Genomic DNA, 23,933 nt, shown 5'->3' with positions numbered 1-23,933 from the left:
TACAAAAACGCGTTTGCCAGCTTATTGTGGGGAAATGGTGACGTTATCGCATTTCGTCCGGGGCGGCCGTGCCTGTAATCGACAGGCCGGACTTAAGAACAGACGCGACAGCATTCACCAGCCCAAGTCTGGCAATACTCAATTCTCTATTTTTATCGTTAACAAACCGTAATTCCGGTTGCTCTTTGCCTTTATTCCAATGCGCATGGAAAGCACTGGCAAGATCATAGAGGTAAAAAGCGATGCGGTGCGGCTCGTGCGCCAGTGCCGCGCCCTCGATGACGCGGGGATATTCTGCCAGCTTTGCGAGAAGCTGCAACTCGCTAGGATCAGCGATATTGCCCTCGATCGCCGCGGCGAGATCGAGCGAACCGATGTCGAGCCCCGGAAAGGCTTCTGCCGCCTGGCGGAACACCGACATGCAGCGCGCATGGGCATATTGCACATAGAAGACCGGATTGTCCTTGGACTGCTCCGTCACCTTGGCGAAGTCGAAGTCGAGCGGCTCGCTGTTCTTGCGATAGAGCATCATGAAGCGCACGGAATCGCGGCCGACCTCGTCGACCACGTCGCGCAGCGTGACGAAGTCGCCGGAGCGCTTCGACATCTTGACCGGCTCGCCACTGCGGAACAGCTTGACGAGCTGGCAGAGCAGCACCGTCAGCTTCGCCTTACCTTCGGATACGGCGCGCGCGACGGCCTCCAGGCGCTTGACGTAACCGCCATGGTCGGCACCGAGCACATAGATCATCTCGTCGAAGCCGCGGTCGAACTTGTCCTTGAAATAGGCGACGTCGGCGGCGAAGTAGGTATAGGAGCCGTCGGACTTGATCAGCGGACGGTCGATATCGTCGCCCACTTCCGTCGAACGGAACAGCGTTTGCTCGCGGTCTTCCCAGTCTTCCGGCAGCTGGCCCTTCGGCGGCGGCAGAACGCCCTTGTAGACATGGCCCTTGAAGGTCAGGTCGTTGATCGCCGTGCGGATCGGTGCGCCGTTGCCGGCATGCAGCGAACGTTCGGAATAGAAGACGTCATGGTGGACGTTGAGCGCGGCCAGATCCTCGCGGATCATCGCCATCATCGCGTCGATCGTCCTGTCCTTGACGAGCGGCATCCACTGGTGTTCCGGCATGGCGCGCAGGGTCGTGCCGAACTCTTCCGCCAGCGCCTCGCCGACCGGCTTCAGGTAATCGCCCGGATAGAGGCCCGACGGAATATCGCCGATCGCCTCGCCCAGCGCCTCGCGGTAGCGCAGGAACGCCGAGCGGGCCAGCACGTCGATCTGCGAGCCGGCGTCGTTGATGTAATATTCCTTTGTCACCGCATAGCCGGCAAAGCCCAGCAGGTTGGCGAGCGCATCGCCCACCACGGCACCCCGGCAATGGCCGACATGCATCGGGCCGGTCGGGTTGGCGGAGACATATTCCACATTCACCTTGCGCCCGGTGCCGAGCGAGCCGCGGCCATAGTCCGTGCCCTGCCGGATCATGCCGGCGAGCAGCGCCTGCCAATAGGCGACCGAAAGGCGCACGTTGATGAAGCCCGGTCCGGCGACGGCGACCTCGGCGACCTGCGGGTCCTTCTTCAGCTCCTCGACGATGAGGTCGGCGAGTGCGCGCGGATTGAGACCGAGCGGCTTTGCCAGCACCATGGCGGCATTGGTCGCCACGTCGCCATGGCTTTGGTCGCGCGGCGGCTCGACGCTGATGCGGCCGAAATCCAGCTCGGCGCGCTTCTCACGGACGATTTCAAGTCCTTCGAGTACGTTTTTGATTCTGTTGTCGAAGTCTGTAAAAAGGTTCATCTCATCCATCCGCGCGAAGCGATCCGTGGGCGGCTGACTATCGCAATTCCGGGGTATGGTCAAACAGCCGGCGGTGCGTGTTGATCGCGTAGTTGTCGGTCATTCCCGCGAGATAATCGCCGACATGGCGGGCGCGCGCCGATTCCGGCATGGTCGAAATGCGGTCCACCCAATAGTGCCCCTGCATGAGCTGCGGGTCGTCCATATAGGCGTGATAGAGGTCCGTCAGGATGGACGCCGCATTGGCGCGCACGCGCATCACCTCCGGGTGGCGATAGATGCGGGAAAACAGCAGGCGCTTGATCTGCTTGTCGGTGACCGCCATCTCGTCGGTGAAGGTCGCAAGCACCCGGCGCGCCTTGCGCACGTCCTCGGCACTTTCCGGGCGCTCCTCGCGGATCGCCTGCTGGGCATAGCCGATCACGTCTTCCACCATGGCGGTGATCTGGCGGCGCATGATCTCGTGGGTGAAGCGCGAAGCTTCGAGGTCCGGATAGCGCTCGCGCACGTCGCGCATCAGTTTTGCAAGGAACGGCACGTCCTCCAGCATGTCGAAGGTCAGGTAGCCGGAGCGCAGGCCATCGTCGATGTCATGGGTGTTGTAGGCGATGTCATCGGCGATCGCCGCGACCTGCGCCTCCAGGCTGGCATAACTCGCCAGCTCAAGGTCGTGCACGGCGCAATATTCGAGGATCGGCCGGGGCACGTCGTCTCCGTGCGTGCATTCGCCCGTCGGGCCGATCAGCGGCCCGTTGTGCTTGACGAGGCCCTCCAGGCTTTCCCAGGTGAGGTTCAGCCCGTCGAAATCGGCATAACGCCGCTCCAGCTTGGTGACAATGCGCAGCGACTGCGCATTGTGGTCGAAGCCGCCGAAGGGCTCCAGCACCTCGTGCAGCGCGTCCTCGCCGGTATGGCCGAAGGGCGTGTGGCCGAAATCATGCACCAGCGCCACCCCCTCGGCGAGGTCCTCGTCGAGCTTCAGCGCGCGCGCCAGCGCACGCGCAATCTGCGCCACCTCGATCGTGTGGGTCAGGCGCGTGCGGTAATGGTCGCCGTCGGCGGCGATGAAGACCTGCGTCTTGTGCTTCAGGCGGCGGAAGGCCGTGGTGTGCACGATGCGGTCGCGGTCGCGCTGGAAGTCCGACCGCGTGGGGCTTTCCGGCTCGGGATAAAGCCGCCCGCGGGTCGCCCAGGGGTCGGAGGCATAGATGGCGCGTTGCCCCGCGCCGAAACCCAGCGCATGTCTGTCCAGTGTCATTCGTCACCTGCATTCACGCCGCCCATTGACGCGGCCGCAATGCCTTCATACCTATAGTGTGCACAGCGGCAAGTCCGGCTGCAAGCTGAGCGTGAAATGCAAGCCTTTTCAGGGATTTGCCCAAGACGCTCCGCAGCCGCCCCTGCCATCGGCGACGAAGTCGCCATCTGTGCGACAGAGCGATTCTCTCCGGATCTTGACCCCGGCAGGAGGCAGACATGAACGACAAGTCCGTAAGTATTTCCGACGCCGCCGCAAGGCGCATCGCGTCGATCCTCAATTCCTCGCCGGAAAAACAGGCGTTGCGCGTCTCCGTGGAAGGCGGCGGCTGTTCCGGCTTCTCCTATAAATTCGACCTCGTCGAGGACCAGCAGGACGACGACCTGGTGCTCGAAAAGGACAAGGCCAAGGTGCTGATCGACCAGCTCTCCCTCGTCTACATGGACGGGTCCGAGATCGACTTCATCGACAACCTGCTCGGCCAATCCTTCCAGATCAAGAACCCCAACGCGGTCGCAAGCTGCGGCTGCGGCACCAGCTTCTCGATCTGAACCAACGAATCACAGGACCCGCGCATGCCGATGAAGATTGCCACCTGGAACATCAACGGCGTGCGGGCGCGCATCGACAATCTGGTTGCGTGGCTGAAGGAGTCCAATCCCGACATCGTCGCGTTGCAGGAAATCAAGTCGGTCGACGAGTCGTTTCCGCGCGGCGAGATCGAAGCGCTCGGCTATCACGTCGAGACGCACGGGCAGAAGGGTTTCAACGGCGTCGCGCTGCTCTCGAAGATCCGCCCGGACGAAGTGAACCGCGGCCTGCCCGGTGGCGAGGGCGACGAGCAAGCCCGCTTCATCGAGGGCGTGTTTTCCGTCGAGGGCGGCGTCATCCGCGTCTGCTCCATCTACCTGCCGAACGGCAACCCGCCGGACGATCCGGTGAAATATCCCTACAAGCTTTCGTGGATGGACCGGCTCATCGCCTTTGCTGAGGACCGGCTGGCGCTCGAAGAGCCGCTCATTCTCGCCGGCGACTATAATGTCATTCCCGAGCCGCACGATTGCTGGGACGTCAAGGTCTGGGAAAAGGACGCGCTCTACCTGCCGCCGACCCGCCAGGCCTTCCGCCGGCTGGAAAATCTCGGCCTGACGGATGCCGTGCGCGCCACGTCGGATGCCGTGCCGCTCTATACGTTCTGGGATTACCAGGCGGGATGCTGGCCGAAGAATTTCGGCATCCGCATCGACCACCTCATGCTGTCGGCCGAAGCCTCGGACCGCCTCGTCTCGACGGCGGTCGAAAAGCATGTGCGCGCCTGGGAAAAGCCGTCCGACCATGTGCCGGTCGTGGCCGTGCTCGATTACGCGGCCTAAGGCAAAAATCTAAAAGGTCTTATTCGTCAGGATTGAAGCGGATGCTCTGCGCGAGCGCCACGCCCTTGCGGCGGTCTTCCTCGCTTGCGACGGAGAAGGCTTCCTCCTGCGTCGCCTGCAGCCAGGCACAGTCCTTCGGCGGGCAGTGATCGAGGGCCGCGGTCATGAAGGCGAGGCCGCGGGCCGCCTGGCCTTCCTGGAAGAGGATGTTGCCGAACAGGCCCATCGCGCCGGCATGGCCATTGTTGCGCGCACGGTTCAGCCACTTCTTGGCCTGGTGCACGCTGGCACTGCCGCCCTCGCCCGAGAGCATCATGCGGCCGAGCTGGAACTGCGCTTCCGGAATACCGAAGGCCGAGGCTGCCTGAAAATAGAGCTGGCGGGCCTGGGTCATGTCGACCTTCACAGGGCTATCCGGAATGCCGCGGCGATAGTAGCTGGCGAGCGCGATCAGCGCATTGGCGAAGTAGCCGGTATCTTCCGAACCCGGCTCGACGCCGGCCTGGGCGATCTCGCTGTAGATCTTGAAGGCTTCGAGGTCGTTTTCCGGCACGCCGTCGCCATCGGCATACATATTGGCAAGCGCCCAGCGCGAGCCGGTATGGCCCTTTTCCGCCGCATAACGATAGGCCTCGATGGCGTCTTCCTTGCGACCCTTCTTGTAGGAGAAGAAACCGAACTTGAAGAGGTCGAAGGGACCGCTTTCCCTGCTGACGCCGGACTGGGGATCGAATGCGAGGGCCTGTGATGCCGCTCCAAAGGAGAGCGAAAGGCAAAGACCCATTACCACTATTTTCATCGGCGACAACTCGGACTTGGGCATCACTTCTACAATTCCGTGCCCAGCCTGGTTCGCTGTGCCAAACCGGAATCGCACGGGTCTCGTGCGGATTTCCGGCAACTCCGGCGGCAATGACATCGGCTGGCTCATCGTTTCCTTGGGCGCGGTTTCACGCGTCTACTTGTCATTATCGCTGCGCCCCGTTTGTGGCGGGAAATGGACATCTCGTCTCTCGTCTAGGTGTGTAGCAAACTCTGGAAAAAAATGTGTTGCGATTCCGTCACATAATTTGACGCCTCGCTGTGGTTTCCCCAGAGAGGCTTAACCGGAGCAACAAAGTCTTAACCAAGAAAAAAGGCCCGGCGATGACGCCGGGCCTGATTCTGATCTCTTGATGGTCCGCCGATCAGAATTTGACCTTGAGCGAGGTCGAGATGGCCGTCACCAGATCGTTGTCGAAATCATAGGAAACGCGCCGGCCGAAGGTGCGGCCGTCCTTGACGACCTGACCCGAGGAACCGCTCGTCAAGATGCCGATTGCGCCACTCAGGCGGAACTCGACATTTTCGCTCGCGGCATAGGAAATGCCGGTGCCGAGCGTCCAGGTGTCGGTCTGCGCGCCGATGCCGGTGCTCGTGCCGCGGTCCCAGGTGAGGCTCACGGCGCCGCTCAGCTTGTCGTTGAACTTGTGGCCGACGCCGCCCGAAACGGTCCAGCCGTCACGATACAGCAGGTCGAGCGAGGTGACTTCCGTCGGGCCGCTGGTGCGGCATTCGATGCCGCGCGTCGCGATCGGGCAGAACGGCAGGCTCTGGAGCTGGCTCCAGTCGGTCCATTTGACCGAACCGAAGGCCAGCCAGTCCGGCGCAATACCCGACTGGAACTTAAACTCCAGCGAATCCGGCATGTCGGCCGAGCCGAAGACCGGCGTGTTGACACCGGCAATGCCCGGCAGCACGGCGCCCGGCACCTGCCGCAGGTCCATCGTGCCGGTAATGTCGTCGAGCTTCACGGCACTGTTGTAGACCAGGCTCGTGCGCAGCGCATATTCCTCGATCTCATAGGCTATGCCGGCGCGCCAGCCCCAGCCTTCGCCTTCCAGCTCCAGGCGGCCCATGCCGTTGATCGGCGAGCCGGCGGGCATGGCGAAGACCAGGCGGTCCTTGAAACCGGAGACTTCCTGATAGAAGCCGCCGCCGATGATACGGAACTGGCCCGGCCCCATGTCGAAGGAATAGGAGCATGTCGTCGCGTAGTTGTGGCTTTCGATCTTGGTCTCGACGTTGTCGTTCGCGCCCGCCCAGTTACGGCCAGGATTGATATGCACGCCCCACGGCTGCGAATAGTCGGCCATGCAGTCGATCGCATCGCCAATCGACGCCTTGATGCCGACGCGCGGAACCCAGTACCCCTCGGTATCGCGGATGCCGTTGTTGGGCAGTCCATTGAGGTCGCCGTCTTCCAGCACATTGTCGCGGACATTGTTCATGTCGCGCTGTGGATTCACGTATGTGGCGCTTGCCTCGGCCGCATAATCCGAAGGATCGAACAGCAGGTCGATATTGTAGCCGCCGCGCTCCAGGCCACCGGCCTGCGCGGACGTCGCAGCCAGCAATGCAAGTGCCGCCACCGCACCCCGGCTAATCGTTTTCTTACCCATGCAATCCCCCTCACAAAGTCTTGCGCTAACGACAACTGCCTTCGTCGCGCGCCTCTCCGCAATGACTATCGGAGACACACGCTTTCTTGGCAAACCCCAGTTCTTGCCTGTGATTTCCAAACAGTATTCAGAAAATTACGTAAGGTTTTTATGAAGACCCTCAACATCAATAAGCTAAGGAACATTTTTTCAATACCACGGGAATTTTACCGGATTGATGGATATTCATTCCATCAAGGTGGCATTCTGTCACATTATGGACACAGCCGGAATTTTGCAGCCCGCTTACCGAATAGAAAACCGCGCCGGGGTCTCCGGCGCGGTTTTTTCATCTTCCCGGCAGATTTTAGGGGAATCAGCCTGCTTCGCTGACGCGGCCAAGGGCCACCGCGAGGCTTGCGAGCTGCTGTTCGAGCTCCGCGAAGCGTTCGCGCTCGGCCTCGACCACCTCGGGCTTGGCATTGGCGACGAACTTTTCGTTCGACAGCTTGCCCTCGATGCGGCCCGCCTCCGTCCTTGCCTTGTCGATCGCCTTTTCGAGGCGCGCCTTTTCGGCCGCCAGATCGATCAGGCTGCCGAGCGGCAGGCAGACGGTCGCCTCGCCGACGACGATCTGCGCGGCACCTTTCGGCGCCGTGTCTTCGAGGCCGATCTCCGACACGCGGGCGAGACGGCGGATGGCCGAATCGTGCGTTTCGAGGCGCGTCTTCGTCAGCGCGTTGGCGCCGACGACCACGAGCGGCGCCGTGGCGCTCGGCGGCACGTTCATTTCGGCGCGGACCGACCGGATGCCGGAGACGAGATCGACCAGCCAGTTGATCTCGTCGGCGGCCGCATCGTCGGCATAGGCCGGCGACGGCCATTCGGCGTGGCAGACGAGGCTGTCCCGCGTCTTGCCCTCGCCTGCGGTGTGCGCCCAGAGCTCTTCCGTCATGAAGGGCATGAACGGATGGAGGAGCTTGTAGATCTCTTCCAGGACATAGGCCGCGCAGGCCTGCGATTCCGCCTTCGCCGCCGCATCCTCGCCCATGAAGATCGGCTTCAGCAGTTCGAGATACCAGTCGCAGAACTGGTTCCAGACGAAGCGGTAGAGCGTGCCGGCCGCATCGTTGAAGCGGTAGGTCTCGATAGCCTCGGTGACGTCGCGCGCCGTGCGGGCGAGTTCCGTCAGGATCCAGCGGTTGATCGTCAGCGATGCCGTTTCCGGCACGAACTTCGGATCGGTCGCAACCCCGTTCATCTCGGCAAAACGCGTGGCGTTCCAGAGCTTCGTGCCGAAATTGCGGTAGCCGGCGATGCGGGCCGGGTCGAGTTTCACGTCACGCCCCTGCGCGGCCATGATGGCCAGCGTGAAGCGCAGCGCGTCCGCACCGTATTCGTCGATCAGTTCGAGCGGATCGATGACGTTGCCCTTCGACTTCGACATCTTCTGCCCGTTCTTGTCGCGAACGAGAGCGTGAATATAGATCGTGTGGAAAGGTTCGACCGGGTTGCCGAGCTCATCCTTCATGAAATGCAGACCCATCTGCATCATGCGCACGACCCAGAACGGGATGATATCGAACCCTGTTACGAGAACGCTCGTCGGATAATAACGCTCAAGCGCCGGCGTCTTTTCCGGCCAGCCGAGCGTCGAGAACGGCCACAATGCGGAGGAGAACCAGGTGTCGAGCACATCCTCGTCGCGCGTCAGGATCTCGCCCGGCTGAAAATTCTCCAGCTTCTCCTCGACCCAGGCCTTCCACGGGCCTTCATGCGCGATGTAGTGCTGGATGGCGGCGTGCAGCGCCTCCTCCTCGCTCTTTTCGACGAAGACCTGGCCGTCCGGGCCATACCAGGCCGGAATCTGGTGGCCCCACCAGAGCTGGCGGGAGATGCACCAGGGCTCGATATTATCAAGCCAGTTGAAATAGGTCTTTTCCCAGTTCTTCGGCACGAAGTTGGTGCGGCCTTCGCGAACGGAATCCAGTGCGGGACCGGCAAGCGCCTTGTTGTCGACGAACCATTGATCGGTCAGCATCGGCTCGATGACGACGCCGGAGCGGTCGCCGAAGGGCTGCATGACCTTCTTGTTCTCGACATAGGGAATGTCGTTGCCTTCGCCGTCCTTGACGGTGACCGCAAGGCCCTCGGCATTGATCGCGTCGATGATGCGCTTGCGCGCCTCGTAACGGTCAAGGCCGCGATATTCGTCGGGAACGAGGTTGATATCATCGACCTCCGACTCGTTCGGCACGTTGCCGGATTTCGCGATTTCCAGCGCCTGCGCCGCATAGACGGCATAGGGCTCGCCGTCGGCGCGCATGGCGGCCTGCGTGTCCATCAGCCGATAGAGCGGGATATTGTTGCGACGGGCCACCTGATAGTCGTTGAAGTCATGCGCGCCGGTGATCTTGACCGCGCCGGAACCGAAATCCCGTTCCGGATATTCGTCCGTGATGATCGGGATCAGACGGCGGTGCGCCTTGGGGCCGACCGGGATCTCGCAGAGCTTTCCGACGATCGGCGCATAGCGCTCGTCCAAGGGATGGACGGCGACGGCACCATCGCCCAGCATCGTTTCGGGACGCGTGGTGGCAATCGAGATGTAGTCGCGCTCTTCCTGGAAGACAACGTTGCCGTCGGCGTCCTTCTCGACATAGGTATAGGTCTCCCCGCCGGCGAGCGGGTACTTGAAATGCCACATGTGGCCGTTGACTTCGTTGTTCTCGACCTCCATGTCCGAAATCGCTGTTTCGAACTTCGGGTCCCAGTTGACGAGCCGCTTGCCGCGATAGATCAGGCCTTCCTTGTAGAGCGAGACGAAGACTTCGAGCACGGCTTCGGAAAGCCCCTCGTCCATAGTGAAGCGTTCGCGCGACCAGTCACAGGACGCGCCGAGACGCTTCAACTGGTTGAAGATCAGGCCGCCGGATTCCGCCTTCCATTCCCAGACCTTCTCGATGAAGGCGTCACGGCCCATCTCGCGACGGCCAGGCAGCTTTTCGGCGGCGAGCTTGCGCTCGACGACCATCTGCGTCGCGATGCCGGCATGGTCCATGCCCGGCTGCCACAGCACATCCTTGCCGCGCATGCGCTCGAAGCGGACCATGATGTCCTGCAGCGTGTTGTTGAGCGCGTGGCCCATATGCAGCGAGCCGGTCACGTTCGGCGGCGGGATCACGATGGTGAAGGTCTCTGCGCCCGGTTTTGCGCCTTCGCCGGCGCGAAACGCGTCCGCATCTTCCCACGCCTTGGCAATTCGCGGCTCGACCGCTGCGGAATCATAGTTCTTTTCAAGCATTTTCGTGCGAAGCCCGCTGTTTGTCGTCAGGGTTTTCTAAACCGGATGGCCGGCATGAAGTCAACAATATCAGAAGAAAAGCCGCGCCGGGGGTCCGGCGCGGCTCAAACCATTTTTTAGGAGAATGGCGGCGTCGGTCAGCGGCGCGGGCCGCGCGCCACCCGTTCGATCTCTTCGCGCACCAGCCGCTCGACCAGCGTCGGCAGGTTGTCGTCGAGCCACTCCTGCAGCATCGGGCGCAGCATCTCTTCGGCGATCTCATCAAAGGAGCGGCGCGGGCCGGCATCCATCGCCTGCGCCAGCGCACCAAAGGACTGCGCCACGCGCTCGCCGACCGCGGGAGAAACGAGAGCGGAGATATCACGGCCTGACCCGACGGGTTCGGCCACACGTGTTTCCACGACCGGCGTCGGCTCGACGTGGGGCGTTACGCTCTCATGCTTTTCGACAAAGGGCTCGCGCTTTTCGACGGCTTCGACCGGCGGCACGAAGCGGCTGGCATTCGCCGTCATGCGGGAGGTCATTACGGGGTTTTCTTCGCGCAACGGCAGTTGCACCGGCTCGATGGAAACGGGCTCAACCTCCGGCTCGCGGTTTGCGACATGCCGCTCCGAGGCGGCGCGCACGCGGGCGGCGACATCGGCGAGCGACAAAGCGGGCTGGGTGGCATGCGCCGGTTCCGCGCGCTGGATTGGCTGGATGGCGGAGGGGCGGTGCTCCTCGCTGTGGAACCGCTCGACCACTGCCGGGTGGTCCATCAGGTTGCCGGAATGGCTGTCCGTCGTGATGTGGAAACCCTCGTCGCCATCGGCATCGGGCGCAAGCTCCGGCATGGCTTCGTTGTTCTCGATGATCTTGCGGATGGACGCCAGGATTTCATCCATGGACGGTTCACGCGCTACATTTGGCTGAGCCATTTCTATCCCCGTTCTCTGCGGCGTCCACGGCCTGCCGCTCCCAGCCTGCCGGACATTCCGAAAACCCTAGGCGAGTTCGGTGGCGAACTAAATCACCGCGAATCATGTGTTACGAGTGATGCACAGATTTGTTTGCCCTGCCAAGGGCGAGGCTTATTCGCTGTCGACGGTTCTCAGCCCGAACCACTTGTCCTTGACGGCCTCGAAATGCACCTCGGAGCGGTATTCCGCCACTTCGAGGCCCTGGCTGCGCACGGTCAGGCTGCCGGTGGCGGCGAGCAAGGAGTAGCTCGCCACGACGGCATTGCGCTGCACGGCGGCGAGGTCTTCCTGTGCGTCGAGCACGTTCTGCTGGGCGTTTAGCACGTCGAGCGTCGTGCGCTGACCGACGTTTCGCTCCTCGATGACGCCGTTGAGCGCCTGGTTGGCCGCGTCGATCTGTACGCGGATGGCCGCGATCGACGCGCTGGCCGCCTCATATTGCGCATGTGCCGAGGCAATCGTGCGCTGAACTTCCATGCGCGCGGAATCGACCAGTAACTGGCTTTCGCCAAACCGTTCCTTGGCCTGGCGGATCTGGCCATATTCGGCACCGCCCTGATAAATCGGAACGGTAACGCGAGCCGTAACCGCACCGCGCAAATCATCGCCTGCAGCCTGATCGCCGTTGACCGACTTGTAGACGCTTCCCTGTAAAGAGACGCCCGGCAGCATAGCGCCTTCGGCCTCCTTCACATTAAAGCCCGCCGCATCGACATCGCGCATCGCGGCAATAATATTGGGGTTTTCACGCATGCCTGTGGCTACCGCGTTGTCAAGCGAGTTCGGCATGGCCTTCTTGGCCGCGGACGGTTGTTTGATGCCCTTCGGCGTTTCGCCGACGATTTGTACGTAGACTGCTTCACTCTGCTTCAGCGACGAGATCGCTGCAGTCAGCAGCGCTTTGGCGGCAGCAAGTTCGGCTTCAGCGAGACTAACGTCCGTGCGGGTGCCTTCGCCCACGTTCAGCCGCGCATTGGAAGCACTCAGCTGCTCTTGGAGAAAGGCGATGTTCTGCTTGCGGATCGACACGATTTGCTGGTCGCGTGCTATATTCGCGTAAGACTCCACCGCTGCGAGGAGGATCGAAATTTCCTGAGCGCGCAGCGATTCACGGCTTGCCAGCACATTCGCCTCGGCCGCCCGGACGCGATTAAGGGTCTGAAAACCATCGAATATTTGCTGGCTGATTGTGATGCCATAGCTCGACGTAACCAGATCTGTTCTGCGAGTGCCTTGAGGACGCTTCGATCCGGCGTAAGGGCCGATGTCGCGACTCACACGTAGGGCCTCGGCTTCAGCAACAGCCGAGACACGCGGCCTCATCCCCGACTTGGCAATCGTCACATTCTCATCAATGGCACGCAGAGCCGCACGGGCTGCATTCAGGTCCGGATTGTTCTCGTACGCCTTGGCCATCGCACCGGCCAGCGTTTCAGCGGATGCGCCGTATGGCACGGCGTGGAAGGCGGTGGCGAGGGCTAGCGCGAGGGCGGTTCGACGAAGAATGGACACAGTACGAAACTCCGATCCTGGCCAGCCCGGCGCATGAGCTGCCTTTACACAATTCTCACCGGCCATAGGCCGGGCACGCTTTCGGGCAGCGGCAACCCTCCACGGACGGTGCCGCACCGACCGCGATAATGCCTCTTCGTTCATTCGGGAACAGTCGGCAGGTCCATCGGCAAGGATTTGGTAACGACAATAGGACAGGCCCGTTGCGAAAGTGCAACAAATCGGGCCTGCCCGGGATAAAGCGCCTCAGCGCTCATTCAGAAGACGAATTCCTTCGCCCGACGGAAGCCCGGCAGCGGCTTGACGGCCGTGTTGAAGACGTTGCGCTCGGAAACCCGACCGCCTTCCTTGATATAAAGGCGGGCCTGCGAGGCATTGCCGTAGCCCTCGACGACGACCAGGCGACCACCGTCGCGAAGCTGGGCAAAAATGGCATCCGGCACGAATTCGACAGCGCCGTGCACGAAGATCACGTCATAGGGCGCTTCCGGCGCGTAACCTGCTTCGAGATCGCCGGTGACGACGGCGACATTGTCGTGGCCGAGGCGGGACAGCGTGTCCGTCGCGGTCGCGGCAAGATCCGCGTCGCTTTCGAGCGCCACCACCGAGCTGCCGAGGCGCGAGAGAATCGCGGAGGCGTAACCGGTGCCACAGCCCACTTCGAGCACCACGTCGGTATTGGCGATCTCGGCGAGCTGGATCAGCTTGGCGAGCGGCGACGGCTCCATGAGGTAGCGGCCGGGCACGAGCTGGATGTCGTTGTCGATATAGGCGAGCGGCTTCACCGCCGCGGGCACGAACTCTTCGCGCGCGACGGTCAGGAAGGCGTCGAGCACCTCGTGCGACGTCACGTCCGTCGTACGGATCTGGTTGTCCACCATCTTCGTGCGCGCTGCTTTGTAGTCAATCATCTCTAGCCCTGTGAGTAAGCGGCAGACCGCGGCACGAAGGCCCGGTTGCGATGCCGGATGCGTCGCAATTCTCTTAGTGCGGTTTCGGGCCGGGTGTCCAGTGGCGGCGACGGGTTGCGCGCAAAAACCGCGGCCCGGCCGGTTCGAACCGCGTGGCCCCGGAATATCCAAGGGTTATCATGAATAAATTACTCAACATATTATTGCCTGCTCCCTGCATAATGTCGTATTGAACACTCAGGTTTTACGGATGCCAAGGCAGCCGCACCATGCCCGTTTCTTTTGAACGGGCTTCGCTTGAACTAAGATATGTAAGAGGAATACGCCGTGCCGAAACGGTCTCGCCTGCTATTCGCGATCTTCCTGATGGCGCTTGCCGCCCCGCACGCCGCCCCGGCGCAGACCCAGGAGACACCATCGGTCCAGACGGACGGCCAGCCGGACACGACGGGCCAGTCCACAGGCAGCGCCAACACGACGGACACGACCGCGCGCCCGACGACGACCGAAGGCGCTGCCGACACCGCGACCGACCCGGACGCCATGGCCGCCGATGAGGAGGCGACCGAACTCGACGCCGTCGATGACGCCGCCGGCGAGCGCCAGGCCGGCCTGCCGCATGACCTTTCCCCTTGGGGCATGTTTATGGCGGCCGATATCGTCGTCAAGGGCGTGATGATCGGCCTTGCCTTCGCCTCCGTCGTCACCTGGACCGTGCTGCTCGTGAAGCTTGCGGAGCTTGGTGCCGCGCAGCGTTCCGCCAGCCGTGCCGTGCGCCGGCTCGTTGCCGCCCGCGGCCTCGCGGATGGCGAAGAGGCGCTCGGCCGCAACCGCGGCGTGGTCGCCCGCATGACGCGTGCAGCACGTGAGGAAATGGATGCCTCCGAGGCCGTGCTCGATCACGTCTCCGACGGCGGCGTGAAGGAACGCGTCTCCTCGCGTCTCGGCCGCATGGAAGTGCATGCCGGCCGCCGCATCGCCAAGGGCACCGGCCTGCTCGCGACGATCGGCTCGACTGCCCCCTTCGTCGGCCTGTTCGGCACAGTCTGGGGCATCATGAACTCGTTCATCGGTATCTCCAAGGCGCAGACCACCAACCTCGCCATCGTCGCGCCCGGCATCGCCGAGGCGCTGCTGGCGACGGCGATCGGCCTCGTCGCCGCCATTCCCGCCGTGGTGATCTACAACTTCCTGGCGCGCGCCATCACCGGCTACCGCCAGAACCTCGCCGACGCCTCGGCCGCGATCGAACGGCTCGCAAGCCGCGATCTCGACGTGCGCCGCGCCGTGCGTCACGCCGCGCCGCGCAGCGAGCGCGCTAGCGGCTCCGTCGTGAAGATCGGGTGACGTCATGGCGAGCAAGATCAAGGAAGGCGGCGGCGATGACCTGGAGGAGAACAGCGAAATCAACGTGACGCCGTTCATCGACGTCATGCTGGTGCTGCTCATCATCTTCATGGTGGCGGCGCCGCTCGCCACCGTCGACATCAATGTCGACCTGCCCTCCTCCGTCGCCCAGCCGACGCCCCGCGAGGACAAGCCTGTCTTCATGACGCTGAAGAAGGACCTCACTGTCTCGATCGGCAACGGCGAGATCGGGCGCGACACCTTCGGCCCACAACTCGACGAGGTGACGGACGGCAACAAGGACACGCGCATCCTGCTGCGCGCCGACAAGGCTGTCGACTACGGCAATGTGATGGATGTCATGAACCTGCTGCGCGCCGCCGGCTATGCCAAGATCGCGCTCGTCGGCCTCGAAGGCGCGGCGCCGGCTGCGGCCCAATAAGAGCAAGGCGCGCCTTCGGGCGCGCCTACCCGCTCATTCGGGTGGATTACCGCTCGAAAATATCGATCTTGTGCCGGGAAAGCAGTTGCAGCGATCTGTCCGGCGCGATCCGGTAGGTCTCGACATAACGATCGCCGAAATTGTCACGGAACAGATGTTCGAACGTGCTGCCGATTGGCGCCTTCGTCAGTTTGCTCCGCGGCTGGCCGTTATAGGTGATGCTGCCCGGAATGGGCTCGATGGCGTAGGCGGCGGAGCTTAATAGAGCAAACGTCATCGCCACCACCGCCAGGGTCTTTATCGTGCGCATCGGGCATTCTCCTGTCTTGTTGATTTCATCCAACTGTAGATGGGGTTGGCGGAGCCTTTGTTCCATCACAGGATCGTGGGACACGCACGCAGGCGGGAAAAAATTCACAATCCGCTGCAAGCCCCTTGCGCCCTTTCTAAATTCGTTCTAAACGCCCGGCACCACTCGCTTTATAGCAAAACGGACGGCCTCGTGGCGGAGTGGTGACGCAGAGGACTGCAAATCCTTGCACCCGAGTTCGATTCTCGGCGAGGCCTCCAACTTCCAATTTATCATGGACTTAGATCGCTTTGTTGTGGATACCTACGCTTAAGGTAGGCCACTCTTGGGATCCTTGCATTCCGACGCCGCATTTTGCTTGGCGCATGCTTCCGGCAGTACCGCTCCTCTATGAGCAATCAGCTCTTCACCGGTGGAGCGCTCACAGGAACAGGTAAATTAAGCGACTGTTTTCATTACAGAAGTTTAATCTTACATTCACTTCTCGTTCATCGGCGCGGACCTAGGCTCTGCTCATCGACAACGAGGAACTACCCCATGAAAGTCTTCATCCGCACGCTTCTTGCCACTGTCGCCCTCTCGGTCGCGGCAGTACCGATGGCACAGGCCGCCCAGCAATACGGCCACGACCGCAAGCCCGGCTATTCGCAGACCTATAAGAAGAAAGTCGTGACCAGGAAGAAGGTCGTGACGCGGCGCGCCTGGCACCAGGGCGAGCGCTACTCCGACTGGAAGCGCCGGCCGGCTGTGCGCGACTACCATCGCTACGGCCTGCGCAAGCCCAACCGCGGCCAGCAATGGGTCAAGGTCGACAACGATTACCTGCTGCTAAGCATCGCCACAGGCGTCATCCTCGGGGTCGCTGCGGCCCGCTGAACGAAAAACCCCACCGCAGACGATCTGCGGTGGGGTTCTTTCTTGTTACGCCTCAACGGATGAGCAGCGCCGTGCCGTAGAGCCCCAGCGCAAAAACGGTATGCGCGACGAGATTGAGGATGCGCACCGTATTGGCATTCGGCAGCTTCGACGCCGCAACCCCGATACCGAGACCCGGCTGCAGCAGGAACCAGCCGGCGCCGACGGTGACGATGCCGAGAATCCAGGCCGGCAGGAAGGTCGGGGCGGCAAACCAAGCCTCGCCGACGAGGAGCGCCAGGATCACGCCATAGAGAATGCCGACCGCATAGTGGCTGATCCAGCCGAGCGCCAGCTCGTTGGCATAGGGCGGCGCCTTGCCGATATCGTCATGAAAGACCGTGCCGTTCTTCAGGTGCCAGAACCAGCGGCCGACCGGCGCCCAGTTTGGCCGCGACTGGCGGAACCCCTTCCACAAAACGATCGCCCAGAGATCCATGAGCACGGTCGCGCCGATACCGATCGCAACGCCCTTCAACAGCAATTCCATATGCTTCCCTCACCCTAAAAAGCCCTGCCGGGGTTTAGAGCAGGTCCGCAGCGTCGATGCAATAAAGAGAGAGGGAACGTCAGCGCGCGTTGCGGCGCGCCTTACGGGTCGCCCACCAGACGGCCAGGCGACGGCGCTGGCGGCGGACGAAATGGGAATCGTGCGACAACACGAGAAGGCCGAGCGGCACCATCCAGAATCCGAGGATCGGCAGGAAGCCGAGAATGCCGCCGACGATGAGGAGAACGCCGATCAGGGTGCGCAGCCAGCGCGATTCCGGCAGTTTCATCCGAAAACTTCCGATCACGATCTGCCGCGTGCGCGGGTCGATCCCGAAATGCATGTTTGTTTTTCGCGTCGTCATTCGCCGTCCATTCGCTCGAAAGCCCGGTTTTCCGGGGCTCGCCTCCCCTCCAGTTGGAGACTTCTCCACAATCAATCAAGCCTCGTGCATTTTTTTGTCAAAAAGCGCTTGGCAAATCGATCCAGCATTTGTATTACGCGCTCACTCCGCAGCGAGCGGATGATCCCTGGTAGCTCAGCGGTAGAGCATTCGACTGTTAATCGACAGGTCGCCGGTTCGAATCCGGCCCGGGGAGCCAGATTTTGAGGGGCTGTGCTGAAAAGCGCGGCCCTTCTGCTTTTCCGGCATAGACGCAGTTAAGGAGCCATCCTTCCGCAGGATTGGCTCCCCGTCAATGATCACGTGCTGCTTTCGCTATCGCACGTTCGTCGGCTGGCGCTTGATGTTCATCTGGAGTTCGTGGCGGCTGGCGAAGCGGCCGAAGAGCAGGAGAAGCTTGCGTTCCTCCGCCTTGTCCAATCCGTTCTTGCGGCAATGTTCGATTACATCGAGCACATTGCGGGTCTGGCGGGGGCTGAACTGGCGATTGTCGATGTGGTGCGTCATGGCGGGCTCCTCGCTTCGGCATTCGGGCAGAGGAGGAATGCGCCGGGCGGCTTATTGTTCCCGGCGCTTTGATTTTCAGGCCACCATTCCGGCACCCGCCTGGCCGGCACTGCGGGCGAGGCTGTAGTCGCGATCGGGGGTGGCGCGGCGGAAGGTCTGGCTGCGGTCGCGCGGCCGCATAGCGGCGTCGCCGAGCGGCGTTCCGATTACCCCGTCGGCATAGGTGCCGGTCGCGATATCGTCGTCATGATCGACCGGGCTCGCCGGAAAAAGTCTGAAAAGCATCCTGATACCTCCAATTTTCCTTCAAACGAACGGGCGCGGTTTCCGTTCCCGCCGATTGCCGGATAGACGCAAAATTAACCATGTTTCCTAACAGCTCGTTAAAGCCTCGCGCTTTTCCGGGCGACCTTGCGCATCTTTGTGATCCGACCTGTCACGATTCACGTCTTGGCGTTCAGGAACATTGACGCTAGCTTACCCTTACGTCGGGTTGGCAGAGGGGCAATCGATGACGAATGATTTGATTTCAGAACAGACATTTTCAGATCGAGACATTTTGACGGCGGCCAATTTCGCCACACGCGCGAAAGGACTGCCGTTCCGTGCGCAGATGGTGTTGCGCAGCCTGCTCGGCCTGGAAACCGGGGCGCTCGCCATAACGGTGCCCAGCGGCCAGACCTTCGTGATCCGGGGCAAGACGCCCGGCCCGAACGCCGTCGTGAAGCTCAACAATTGGAACCTTGCCTATCGCGCCGTCAGCGGCGGCACGATCGGTGTTGCCGAAAGCTACATGGATGGCGACTGGGAAAGCCCGGACGCCGGCATGTTCCTCGAACTCGTGCTGGTCAATACCAACATCGTTCGCAACTATACGAACGGCCCGCGCGGCCTGTTGCTGCTCGTCGAAAAATTCCGCCACTGGCTGAACGCCAATACGCGCCGCGGCTCGCAGCGCAACATTTCCGCGCATTACGACCTCGGCAACGAATTCTATTCCCAGTGGCTCGACCCGACGATGACCTACTCCTCCGCGCTCTATTCGCGCGGCGCAAACGACCTCACCTCCGCCCAGGTCGCGAAATATCGCGCCCTTGCCGAGGCAACCGGCATCGGCCCGAACGACCATGTGTTGGAGATCGGCTGCGGCTGGGGCGGATTTGCGGAATTTGCGGCCAGCGAGATCGGCTGCAAGGTCACGGGCCTGACGATCAGCCGCGAGCAGCTTGCCTTTGCGCGCGAGCGCATGGCGAAGGCAGGCCTTACCGACCGGGTCGAGCTGAAATTCCAGGATTACCGCGACGAGACCGGCACCTATGACCGCATCGTCTCGATCGAGATGTTCGAGGCGGTCGGCGAAAAATACTGGCCGGCCTATTTTTCCAAGCTGAACGAATGCCTGAAGCCCGGCGGCCGCGCCGGCCTGCAGATCATCACCATCCTGCAGGAAGCCTATGAGGAATACCGGTCGAACCCGGATTTCATCCAGAAATACGTCTTCCCCGGCGGCATGCTGCCGACCCGCGAGCACCTGGCGTCGCTCGGCCGGCAGTTCGGGCTGTCGACGGCCTCCGACATCGGTTTCGGCCATGACTATGCCCGCACGCTTGCCGAATGGCGCCACCGCTTCTGGGCCGCCTGGGAGCGCATCGTGCCACTCGGCTTCGACGAGCGCTTCCGGAAACTCTGGGAATTCTACTTCTACTATTGCGAAGCGGGTTTTCGGGCGCGAAACATCGACGTGCGGCAGGTGGTTTATACGCGTCCGCTCGGCTGACCCGCGCAGGTTAAAAAAAATCCCTCTGGAAGCCCGTTCTCGGGGAACACGATTTCTTGCAAAGCGCCGCTTGGCGGCCGAAAAGACGTTTCCTGATCTAGGTTTATAACGCGAGGCTCGGCTCCCATGGCAATTCTTCCGTCCGTTCTGGATGCAATCGGCAATACGCCGCTGATCCGGCTCAAGGGGGCATCCGACGCGACGGGCTGCGAGATCCTCGGCAAGGCGGAATTCCTGAACCCCGGCCAGTCGGTCAAGGACCGCGCCGCACTCTACATCATCCGTGCCGCGGAACGGTCCGGGGCGCTGCGTCCCGGCGGCGTCATCGTCGAGGGCACGGCCGGCAATACCGGCATCGGGCTGGCGCTCGTCGCGCAGGCGCTCGGCTACCGCACCGTCATCGTCATCCCGGAAACCCAGAGCCAGGAGAAGAAGGACGCGTTGCGCCTGCTCGGCGCCGAGCTCGTCGAGGTCCCGGCCGTTCCCTACAAGAACCCGAACAACTACGTAAAACTCTCCGGCCGTCTTGCAGAGCAGCTCGCCAAGACCGAGCCGAACGGCGCGATCTGGGCCAACCAGTTCGACAACGTCGCCAACCGCGATGCCCATATCGAGACGACGGCGCCGGAAATCTGGCGCGACACGGACGGCAAGGTGGACGGCTTCGTCTCGGCCGTCGGCTCCGGCGGCACGCTGGCCGGCGTGGCCGCGGGCCTCAGGGCGAAAAACCACAACATCAAGATCGCACTTGCCGATCCGGATGGCGCGGCGCTCTACAACTATTATGCGCATGGCGAACTGAAGGCCGCCGGCAGCTCGATCACCGAAGGCATCGGCCAGGGCCGCATCACGGCGAACCTCGAAGGGTTCACGCCGGATTATTCCTACAATATTCCCGATTCCGAGGCGGTTCCGCTTGTTTTCGACCTGATCGAGAACGAAGGCATCGCGCTTGGCGGCTCCTCCGGCATCAACATTGCGGGCGCGATCCGGCTGGCCAGAGACCTCGGCCCGGGCCACACGATCGTGACGATCCTCTGCGACTATGCTAACCGCTATCAGTCCAAACTCTTCAACGCGGACTTCCTCGATTCGAAGGGCCTGCCTGTTCCGGCATGGCTGACGGCGAAATCGGGGATCAAGGTCCCCTATCAGCCGGTCGAATAGGTCTCATGTCCCTGCCAACCACTGCCCTCTTTCGCGACGATTTTTATCTTTCGACAAACGAGGCGGTGGTGACGGCGGTGCACGAGGATGGCGGCATCGAGCTCGACCAGACCTGTTTCTACGCGACATCCGGCGGCCAGCCGGGCGATACCGGTTTTCTGGAGCGCGCCGACGGTTCCCGCATCGCGCTCGGCCCGGCCTTCAATGGCGGCACGAAAGAGATCATCATCCACCGCCCGCTGGAGGGCGAGACGTCGCCGATCGTCGGCGAGACCGTCGTCGCCCATATCGACTGGGCGCGCCGCTACAAGCTGATGCGCATGCATACGGCCTGCCACCTGCTCTCCGTTGTCTGCCCCTACCCCATCACCGGCGCGGCCGTCGGCGAGGACGACAGCCGGGTCGATTTCGACATGAGCGAGACGATCGACAAGGATGAGGTGACGGCGCGGCTGATGAAGCTCGTCGAGGAAAACCATCCGATCTTCGTGCAATGGATCACCGATGAGGAACTCGCTGCCAATCCCGGCATTGTGAAGTCGAAGAACGTGCGCCCGCCGATGGGCCTCGGCCGCGTCAGCCTCGTCTGCATCGGTGAAAACTCTTCGGTCGACAGCCAGCCCTGCGGCGGCACGCACGTCTCGGAGACGCAGGAAGTGGGTGCCATCCACATCGGCAAGATCGAGAAGAAGGGCAAGGAGAACCGCCGGTTCCGCATCCGCTTCGGTGCGCCCGGTTCCGAGGCGTAGCGCTTTCTGGTTTACGCAAGACCGCGTTCCGCATTTTGCCGGAATTGCCTGAGGAGTAAAAAATGTCCAACGACAAGAGCAGGTTCGTCGTCTCGGCTGACTGGGTGGAAAAGCAGCTCGGCGCGCCGGAATTCCGCATCGTCGATGCCGCGTGGTATCTGCCCGCGCAAAACCGCAACGGCGCCCTCGAATATGCGGCCGGCCACATTCCCGGCGCCGTCTTCTTCGATCAGGATGTGATCGCCGATCATTCGAGCAACCTGCCGCACACCGTGCCCTCGCCGGCCTTCTTCGCCACCGAAGTCGGCAAGCTCGGCATTTCGGATACTGACACGATCGTGGTCTATGACGGCCCCGGCATCTTTACGGCGCCGCGCGTCTGGTGGCTGTTCCGCACGATGGGCGCCAAGAACGTCTTCGTGCTGGATGGCGGTATCGATGGCTGGAAGAAGGAAGGAAGGCCGCTCCAGACCGACCTGCCGGAACCCGCCCCCGCTGTCTTCCACACCAACTTCAATCCTTATGCCGTCACCTCCTTCGAGGAGATGCGCGGCATCGTCTCGACGGGTTCGAAGCAGATCGCGGATGCCCGCGGCGCCGGCCGGTTCACCGGCGAGGAAGCAGAACCCCGGGCCGGCATGCGCTCCGGCCATATGCCAGGCGCCAAAAGCCTGCCGTCGGGCACCTTCTCCGTCGATGGCAAGTTGAAGGACCTTACGAGCCTGCGAAAACATTTCGAGGATTCGGGCATCGACCTTACGAAGCCGGTCGTCACCAGCTGCGGCTCGGGCATCACGGCGGCGATCATCACGCTGGCGCTCACCTCGCTCGGCCATGAAAACAACACGCTCTATGACGGCTCCTGGTCGCAATGGGGTGGCCGGGACGATACGCCGGTCGTGACGGGAAAAGACTGATGGCGAAGAAGGCACAGACGGCACCGATCGCCGTCCACATCACCGCGCTCGAAATGACCTCGCCGCCGAAGCAGAGCCTGCCGGTGCCGGTCAACGTGCACACCGCGATCCTCAATGCGCCGGAAATCCCGCTCGCCTTCTACCGCTTCCTCTACCGGCAGGTCGGCAGCCGCTGGCACTGGGTCGACCGGCTGCGCATGACGGACGACGCGCTCGCCAAGACGCTGTACGACAAGCGCAACAGCGTCACCGTGCTCTATGTCAACGGCGCGCCGGCCGGGTTCTTCGAGCTGTTGCAGATCGATGAGGACGTGGTCGAGCTGTCGCATTTCGGCCTGTTCGAGCGCGCGCTGGGGCTGGGCATCGGCAAGTGGTTCCTGCTCCAGACGCTCTATGCCGCCTGGTCGCTCGGGCCGAAGCGCGTGACGGTCACCACCAACAATCTCGACCATCCGCGCGCTCTCCAGCTTTACCAGATGTTCGGCTTCTCGCCGGTCGGCACGCGGGATGCCGAGCTTGTTCCGCTCGCTGACGCCGAATTGCTGGCACTCGCGAAGCGGGATTGTCTGCTGCCGCCGGAGCCGCGTTAATCAATCTGAACGGGAGCTAACAGCCGGTTCAGCTCCCTTTCAGATCGCCCATGGCAATTTCCGTTCAACAGACGATCAAACGAACAGGAAACATTGCCATGCAACGCCGCGCCTTTCTGACCGCGTTCGCCACCGCCCTTGCCGTCCCCGCCTTTTCGGGCCTCGCGCTCGCGCAGGAAACCCCGTCCTCGGAGATCATCCTGCGCCGCCTCGATGCGGCCCCCTCCCGCCGCCTGCGCGAAGAGGAACGGGTGACCGTGCGCGAATTCAAGCGCCGTCCGGATCTGCGCGGTGCCGCCCCCTCGATCAACATCCAGTCGATCAACTTCGCCTTCGCTTCCTCGGATATTCCGCGCTCGGAATACCGCAAGGTAAGCCAGATCGCGCGCGCCATGGAGCAGCTCCTCAAGCGCCGCCGCCGCGCGGTCTTCCTCATCGAAGGCCATACGGATGCCGTGGGCTCGGCCGCGTCCAACCAGGTGTTGTCCGAACGCCGCGCCGAATCGCTGAAGCGGCTGCTGGTGCAGGAATTCGGCATCCCCTACCGCGCGCTCGAAACGGTCGGCTACGGCGAGGACTATCTGCTGGTGCCGACGCAGAACGAGGAATGGCGCAACCGCCGCGTGACGCTGCGCCGCATCGACGAATTCGTGCGCTAATTCAACGCTCCAGAAGCATCACCGCGGGTGCCCACCGGCATCCGCGGTGATGTTGTTTTTGCGGCCTACTTCGGTGCTGGAAACGACCGGGCAACTATGTCATATGACTGTCACGAGCA

Annotated in this window: 24 protein-coding genes and 2 tRNA genes; 13 read left to right on the top strand and 13 right to left on the bottom strand. The window is 62.3% G+C overall.

Annotation, left to right across the window (positions count from 1 at the left end; genetic code table 11):
• Window positions 1–43: 43 nt before the first annotated feature.
• Complete coding sequence (gene argS, locus J2Y63_RS06780; RefSeq protein ID WP_435265413.1) at window positions 44–1,804, bottom strand: arginine--tRNA ligase; 1,761 nt, start codon at window positions 1,802–1,804, stop codon at window positions 44–46.
• A gap of 37 nt (window positions 1,805–1,841) precedes the next feature.
• Window positions 1,842–3,062 carry a deoxyguanosinetriphosphate triphosphohydrolase gene (locus J2Y63_RS06775; RefSeq protein ID WP_435265412.1) on the bottom strand — a complete coding sequence of 407 codons (1,221 nt, stop codon included), beginning with the start codon at window positions 3,060–3,062 and terminating at the stop codon, window positions 1,842–1,844.
• A 218-nt stretch (window positions 3,063–3,280) separates the two neighbouring features.
• On the opposite strand from J2Y63_RS06775, the gene erpA reads away from it, so the two are divergent.
• Both erpA and xth read left to right on the top strand, forming a co-directional pair.
• On the top strand, window positions 3,281–3,613 hold the full coding sequence (erpA, locus tag J2Y63_RS06770; protein WP_327506890.1) for an iron-sulfur cluster insertion protein ErpA: 333 nt from the start codon (window positions 3,281–3,283) through the stop codon (window positions 3,611–3,613).
• A 30-nt stretch (window positions 3,614–3,643) separates the two neighbouring features.
• Window positions 3,644–4,435, top strand: a complete 792-nt coding sequence (gene xth / locus J2Y63_RS06765) for an exodeoxyribonuclease III (RefSeq protein ID WP_435265523.1) — start codon at window positions 3,644–3,646, stop codon at window positions 4,433–4,435.
• Between the two features lie 19 nt (window positions 4,436–4,454).
• Here xth and exoR read toward each other — a convergent pair whose 3' ends face one another.
• From exoR to J2Y63_RS06735, 6 genes are all read right to left on the bottom strand, one after another.
• Window positions 4,455–5,258 carry an exopolysaccharide production regulator ExoR gene (gene exoR / locus J2Y63_RS06760; RefSeq protein WP_435265411.1) on the bottom strand — a complete coding sequence of 268 codons (804 nt, stop codon included), beginning with the start codon at window positions 5,256–5,258 and terminating at the stop codon, window positions 4,455–4,457.
• A 364-nt stretch (window positions 5,259–5,622) separates the two neighbouring features.
• Entirely contained in the window at window positions 5,623–6,876 is a 1,254-nt protein-coding gene (locus J2Y63_RS06755; protein WP_435265410.1) for an OmpP1/FadL family transporter, read from the bottom strand.
• A gap of 355 nt (window positions 6,877–7,231) precedes the next feature.
• Entirely contained in the window at window positions 7,232–10,159 is a 2,928-nt protein-coding gene (locus J2Y63_RS06750; protein ID WP_435265409.1) for a valine--tRNA ligase, read from the bottom strand.
• Between the two features lie 137 nt (window positions 10,160–10,296).
• The gene (locus J2Y63_RS06745) at window positions 10,297–11,076 is read right to left on the bottom strand and encodes a PopZ family protein (protein ID WP_435265408.1); all 780 of its coding nucleotides are present in this window, start codon (window positions 11,074–11,076) and stop codon (window positions 10,297–10,299) included.
• Window positions 11,077–11,229: 153 nt separating this feature from the next.
• On the bottom strand, window positions 11,230–12,630 hold the full coding sequence (locus J2Y63_RS06740) for a TolC family outer membrane protein (RefSeq protein ID WP_435265407.1): 1,401 nt from the start codon (window positions 12,628–12,630) through the stop codon (window positions 11,230–11,232).
• A 257-nt stretch (window positions 12,631–12,887) separates the two neighbouring features.
• A complete protein-coding gene (locus J2Y63_RS06735; RefSeq protein WP_435265522.1) occupies window positions 12,888–13,538 on the bottom strand; it encodes a protein-L-isoaspartate O-methyltransferase family protein in 651 nt (216 codons plus the stop codon).
• A 369-nt stretch (window positions 13,539–13,907) separates the two neighbouring features.
• Between J2Y63_RS06735 and exbB the strand changes: the two genes are divergently transcribed.
• Window positions 13,908–14,888 (top strand): tonB-system energizer ExbB, encoded by a 981-nt coding sequence (gene exbB, locus J2Y63_RS06730; protein WP_435265521.1) that lies wholly within the window; start codon window positions 13,908–13,910, stop codon window positions 14,886–14,888.
• Window positions 14,889–14,892: 4 nt separating this feature from the next.
• Window positions 14,893–15,330: a TonB system transport protein ExbD gene (exbD, locus tag J2Y63_RS06725; RefSeq protein WP_435265406.1), complete on the top strand. Its 438-nt coding sequence runs from the start codon at window positions 14,893–14,895 to the stop codon at window positions 15,328–15,330.
• A 46-nt stretch (window positions 15,331–15,376) separates the two neighbouring features.
• Here exbD and J2Y63_RS06720 read toward each other — a convergent pair whose 3' ends face one another.
• Entirely contained in the window at window positions 15,377–15,640 is a 264-nt protein-coding gene (locus J2Y63_RS06720; protein ID WP_435265405.1) for a hypothetical protein, read from the bottom strand.
• Window positions 15,641–15,826: 186 nt separating this feature from the next.
• Between J2Y63_RS06720 and J2Y63_RS06715 the strand changes: the two genes are divergently transcribed.
• Together J2Y63_RS06715 and J2Y63_RS06710 are read left to right on the top strand one after the other, a co-directional pair.
• Window positions 15,827–15,900 (top strand) — tRNA-Cys (locus J2Y63_RS06715).
• A 277-nt stretch (window positions 15,901–16,177) separates the two neighbouring features.
• A complete protein-coding gene (locus J2Y63_RS06710; protein ID WP_256116066.1) occupies window positions 16,178–16,516 on the top strand; it encodes an RcnB family protein in 339 nt (112 codons plus the stop codon).
• A 52-nt stretch (window positions 16,517–16,568) separates the two neighbouring features.
• On the opposite strand, the gene J2Y63_RS06705 is transcribed toward J2Y63_RS06710, so the two are convergent.
• Window positions 16,569–17,045, bottom strand: coding sequence for a DUF2938 domain-containing protein (locus J2Y63_RS06705; protein WP_256116067.1), 477 nt, complete (start codon window positions 17,043–17,045; stop codon window positions 16,569–16,571).
• Window positions 17,046–17,124: 79 nt separating this feature from the next.
• Window positions 17,125–17,409, bottom strand: a complete 285-nt coding sequence (locus tag J2Y63_RS06700) for a hypothetical protein (protein ID WP_256116068.1) — start codon at window positions 17,407–17,409, stop codon at window positions 17,125–17,127.
• 163 nt (window positions 17,410–17,572) lie between these two features.
• On the opposite strand from J2Y63_RS06700, the gene J2Y63_RS06695 reads away from it, so the two are divergent.
• Window positions 17,573–17,647: transfer RNA gene (locus J2Y63_RS06695), tRNA-Asn, on the top strand.
• A 116-nt stretch (window positions 17,648–17,763) separates the two neighbouring features.
• Here the strand turns inward: J2Y63_RS06695 and J2Y63_RS06690 are convergent.
• Window positions 17,764–17,955 (bottom strand): hypothetical protein, encoded by a 192-nt coding sequence (locus tag J2Y63_RS06690; protein WP_256116100.1) that lies wholly within the window; start codon window positions 17,953–17,955, stop codon window positions 17,764–17,766.
• A gap of 75 nt (window positions 17,956–18,030) precedes the next feature.
• A complete protein-coding gene (locus J2Y63_RS06685; protein WP_435265404.1) occupies window positions 18,031–18,240 on the bottom strand; it encodes a hypothetical protein in 210 nt (69 codons plus the stop codon).
• A 226-nt stretch (window positions 18,241–18,466) separates the two neighbouring features.
• On the opposite strand from J2Y63_RS06685, the gene J2Y63_RS06680 reads away from it, so the two are divergent.
• The 6 genes from J2Y63_RS06680 (at window position 18,467) to J2Y63_RS06655 (ending at window position 23,814) form a co-directional block, all read left to right on the top strand.
• A complete protein-coding gene (locus J2Y63_RS06680) occupies window positions 18,467–19,732 on the top strand; it encodes an SAM-dependent methyltransferase (protein ID WP_256116102.1) in 1,266 nt (421 codons plus the stop codon).
• Between the two features lie 126 nt (window positions 19,733–19,858).
• A complete protein-coding gene (locus J2Y63_RS06675; protein ID WP_435265403.1) occupies window positions 19,859–20,899 on the top strand; it encodes a cysteine synthase A in 1,041 nt (346 codons plus the stop codon).
• A gap of 11 nt (window positions 20,900–20,910) precedes the next feature.
• Window positions 20,911–21,648, top strand: a complete 738-nt coding sequence (locus tag J2Y63_RS06670) for an alanyl-tRNA editing protein (RefSeq protein ID WP_435265520.1) — start codon at window positions 20,911–20,913, stop codon at window positions 21,646–21,648.
• Window positions 21,649–21,710: 62 nt separating this feature from the next.
• Complete coding sequence (gene sseA, locus J2Y63_RS06665) at window positions 21,711–22,565, top strand: 3-mercaptopyruvate sulfurtransferase (protein ID WP_435265402.1); 855 nt, start codon at window positions 21,711–21,713, stop codon at window positions 22,563–22,565.
• Entirely contained in the window at window positions 22,565–23,155 is a 591-nt protein-coding gene (locus tag J2Y63_RS06660) for a GNAT family N-acetyltransferase (protein ID WP_435265401.1), read from the top strand. Before sseA ends, J2Y63_RS06660 begins: the two co-directional genes overlap by 1 nt.
• Window positions 23,156–23,253: 98 nt before the next feature.
• Complete coding sequence (locus J2Y63_RS06655; RefSeq protein WP_256116106.1) at window positions 23,254–23,814, top strand: OmpA family protein; 561 nt, start codon at window positions 23,254–23,256, stop codon at window positions 23,812–23,814.
• The last annotated feature ends 119 nt before the right edge of the window (window positions 23,815–23,933 follow it).

Origin of the sequence: Shinella sp. BE166 (assembly GCF_051201095.1) — a bacterium.
In the GTDB taxonomy this organism is placed as follows: Bacteria; Pseudomonadota; Alphaproteobacteria; order Rhizobiales; family Rhizobiaceae; genus Shinella; species Shinella lacus.
The sequence above is the reverse complement of the archived record's forward strand: the minus strand, read 5'-3'. Positions and strand labels throughout refer to the sequence as shown.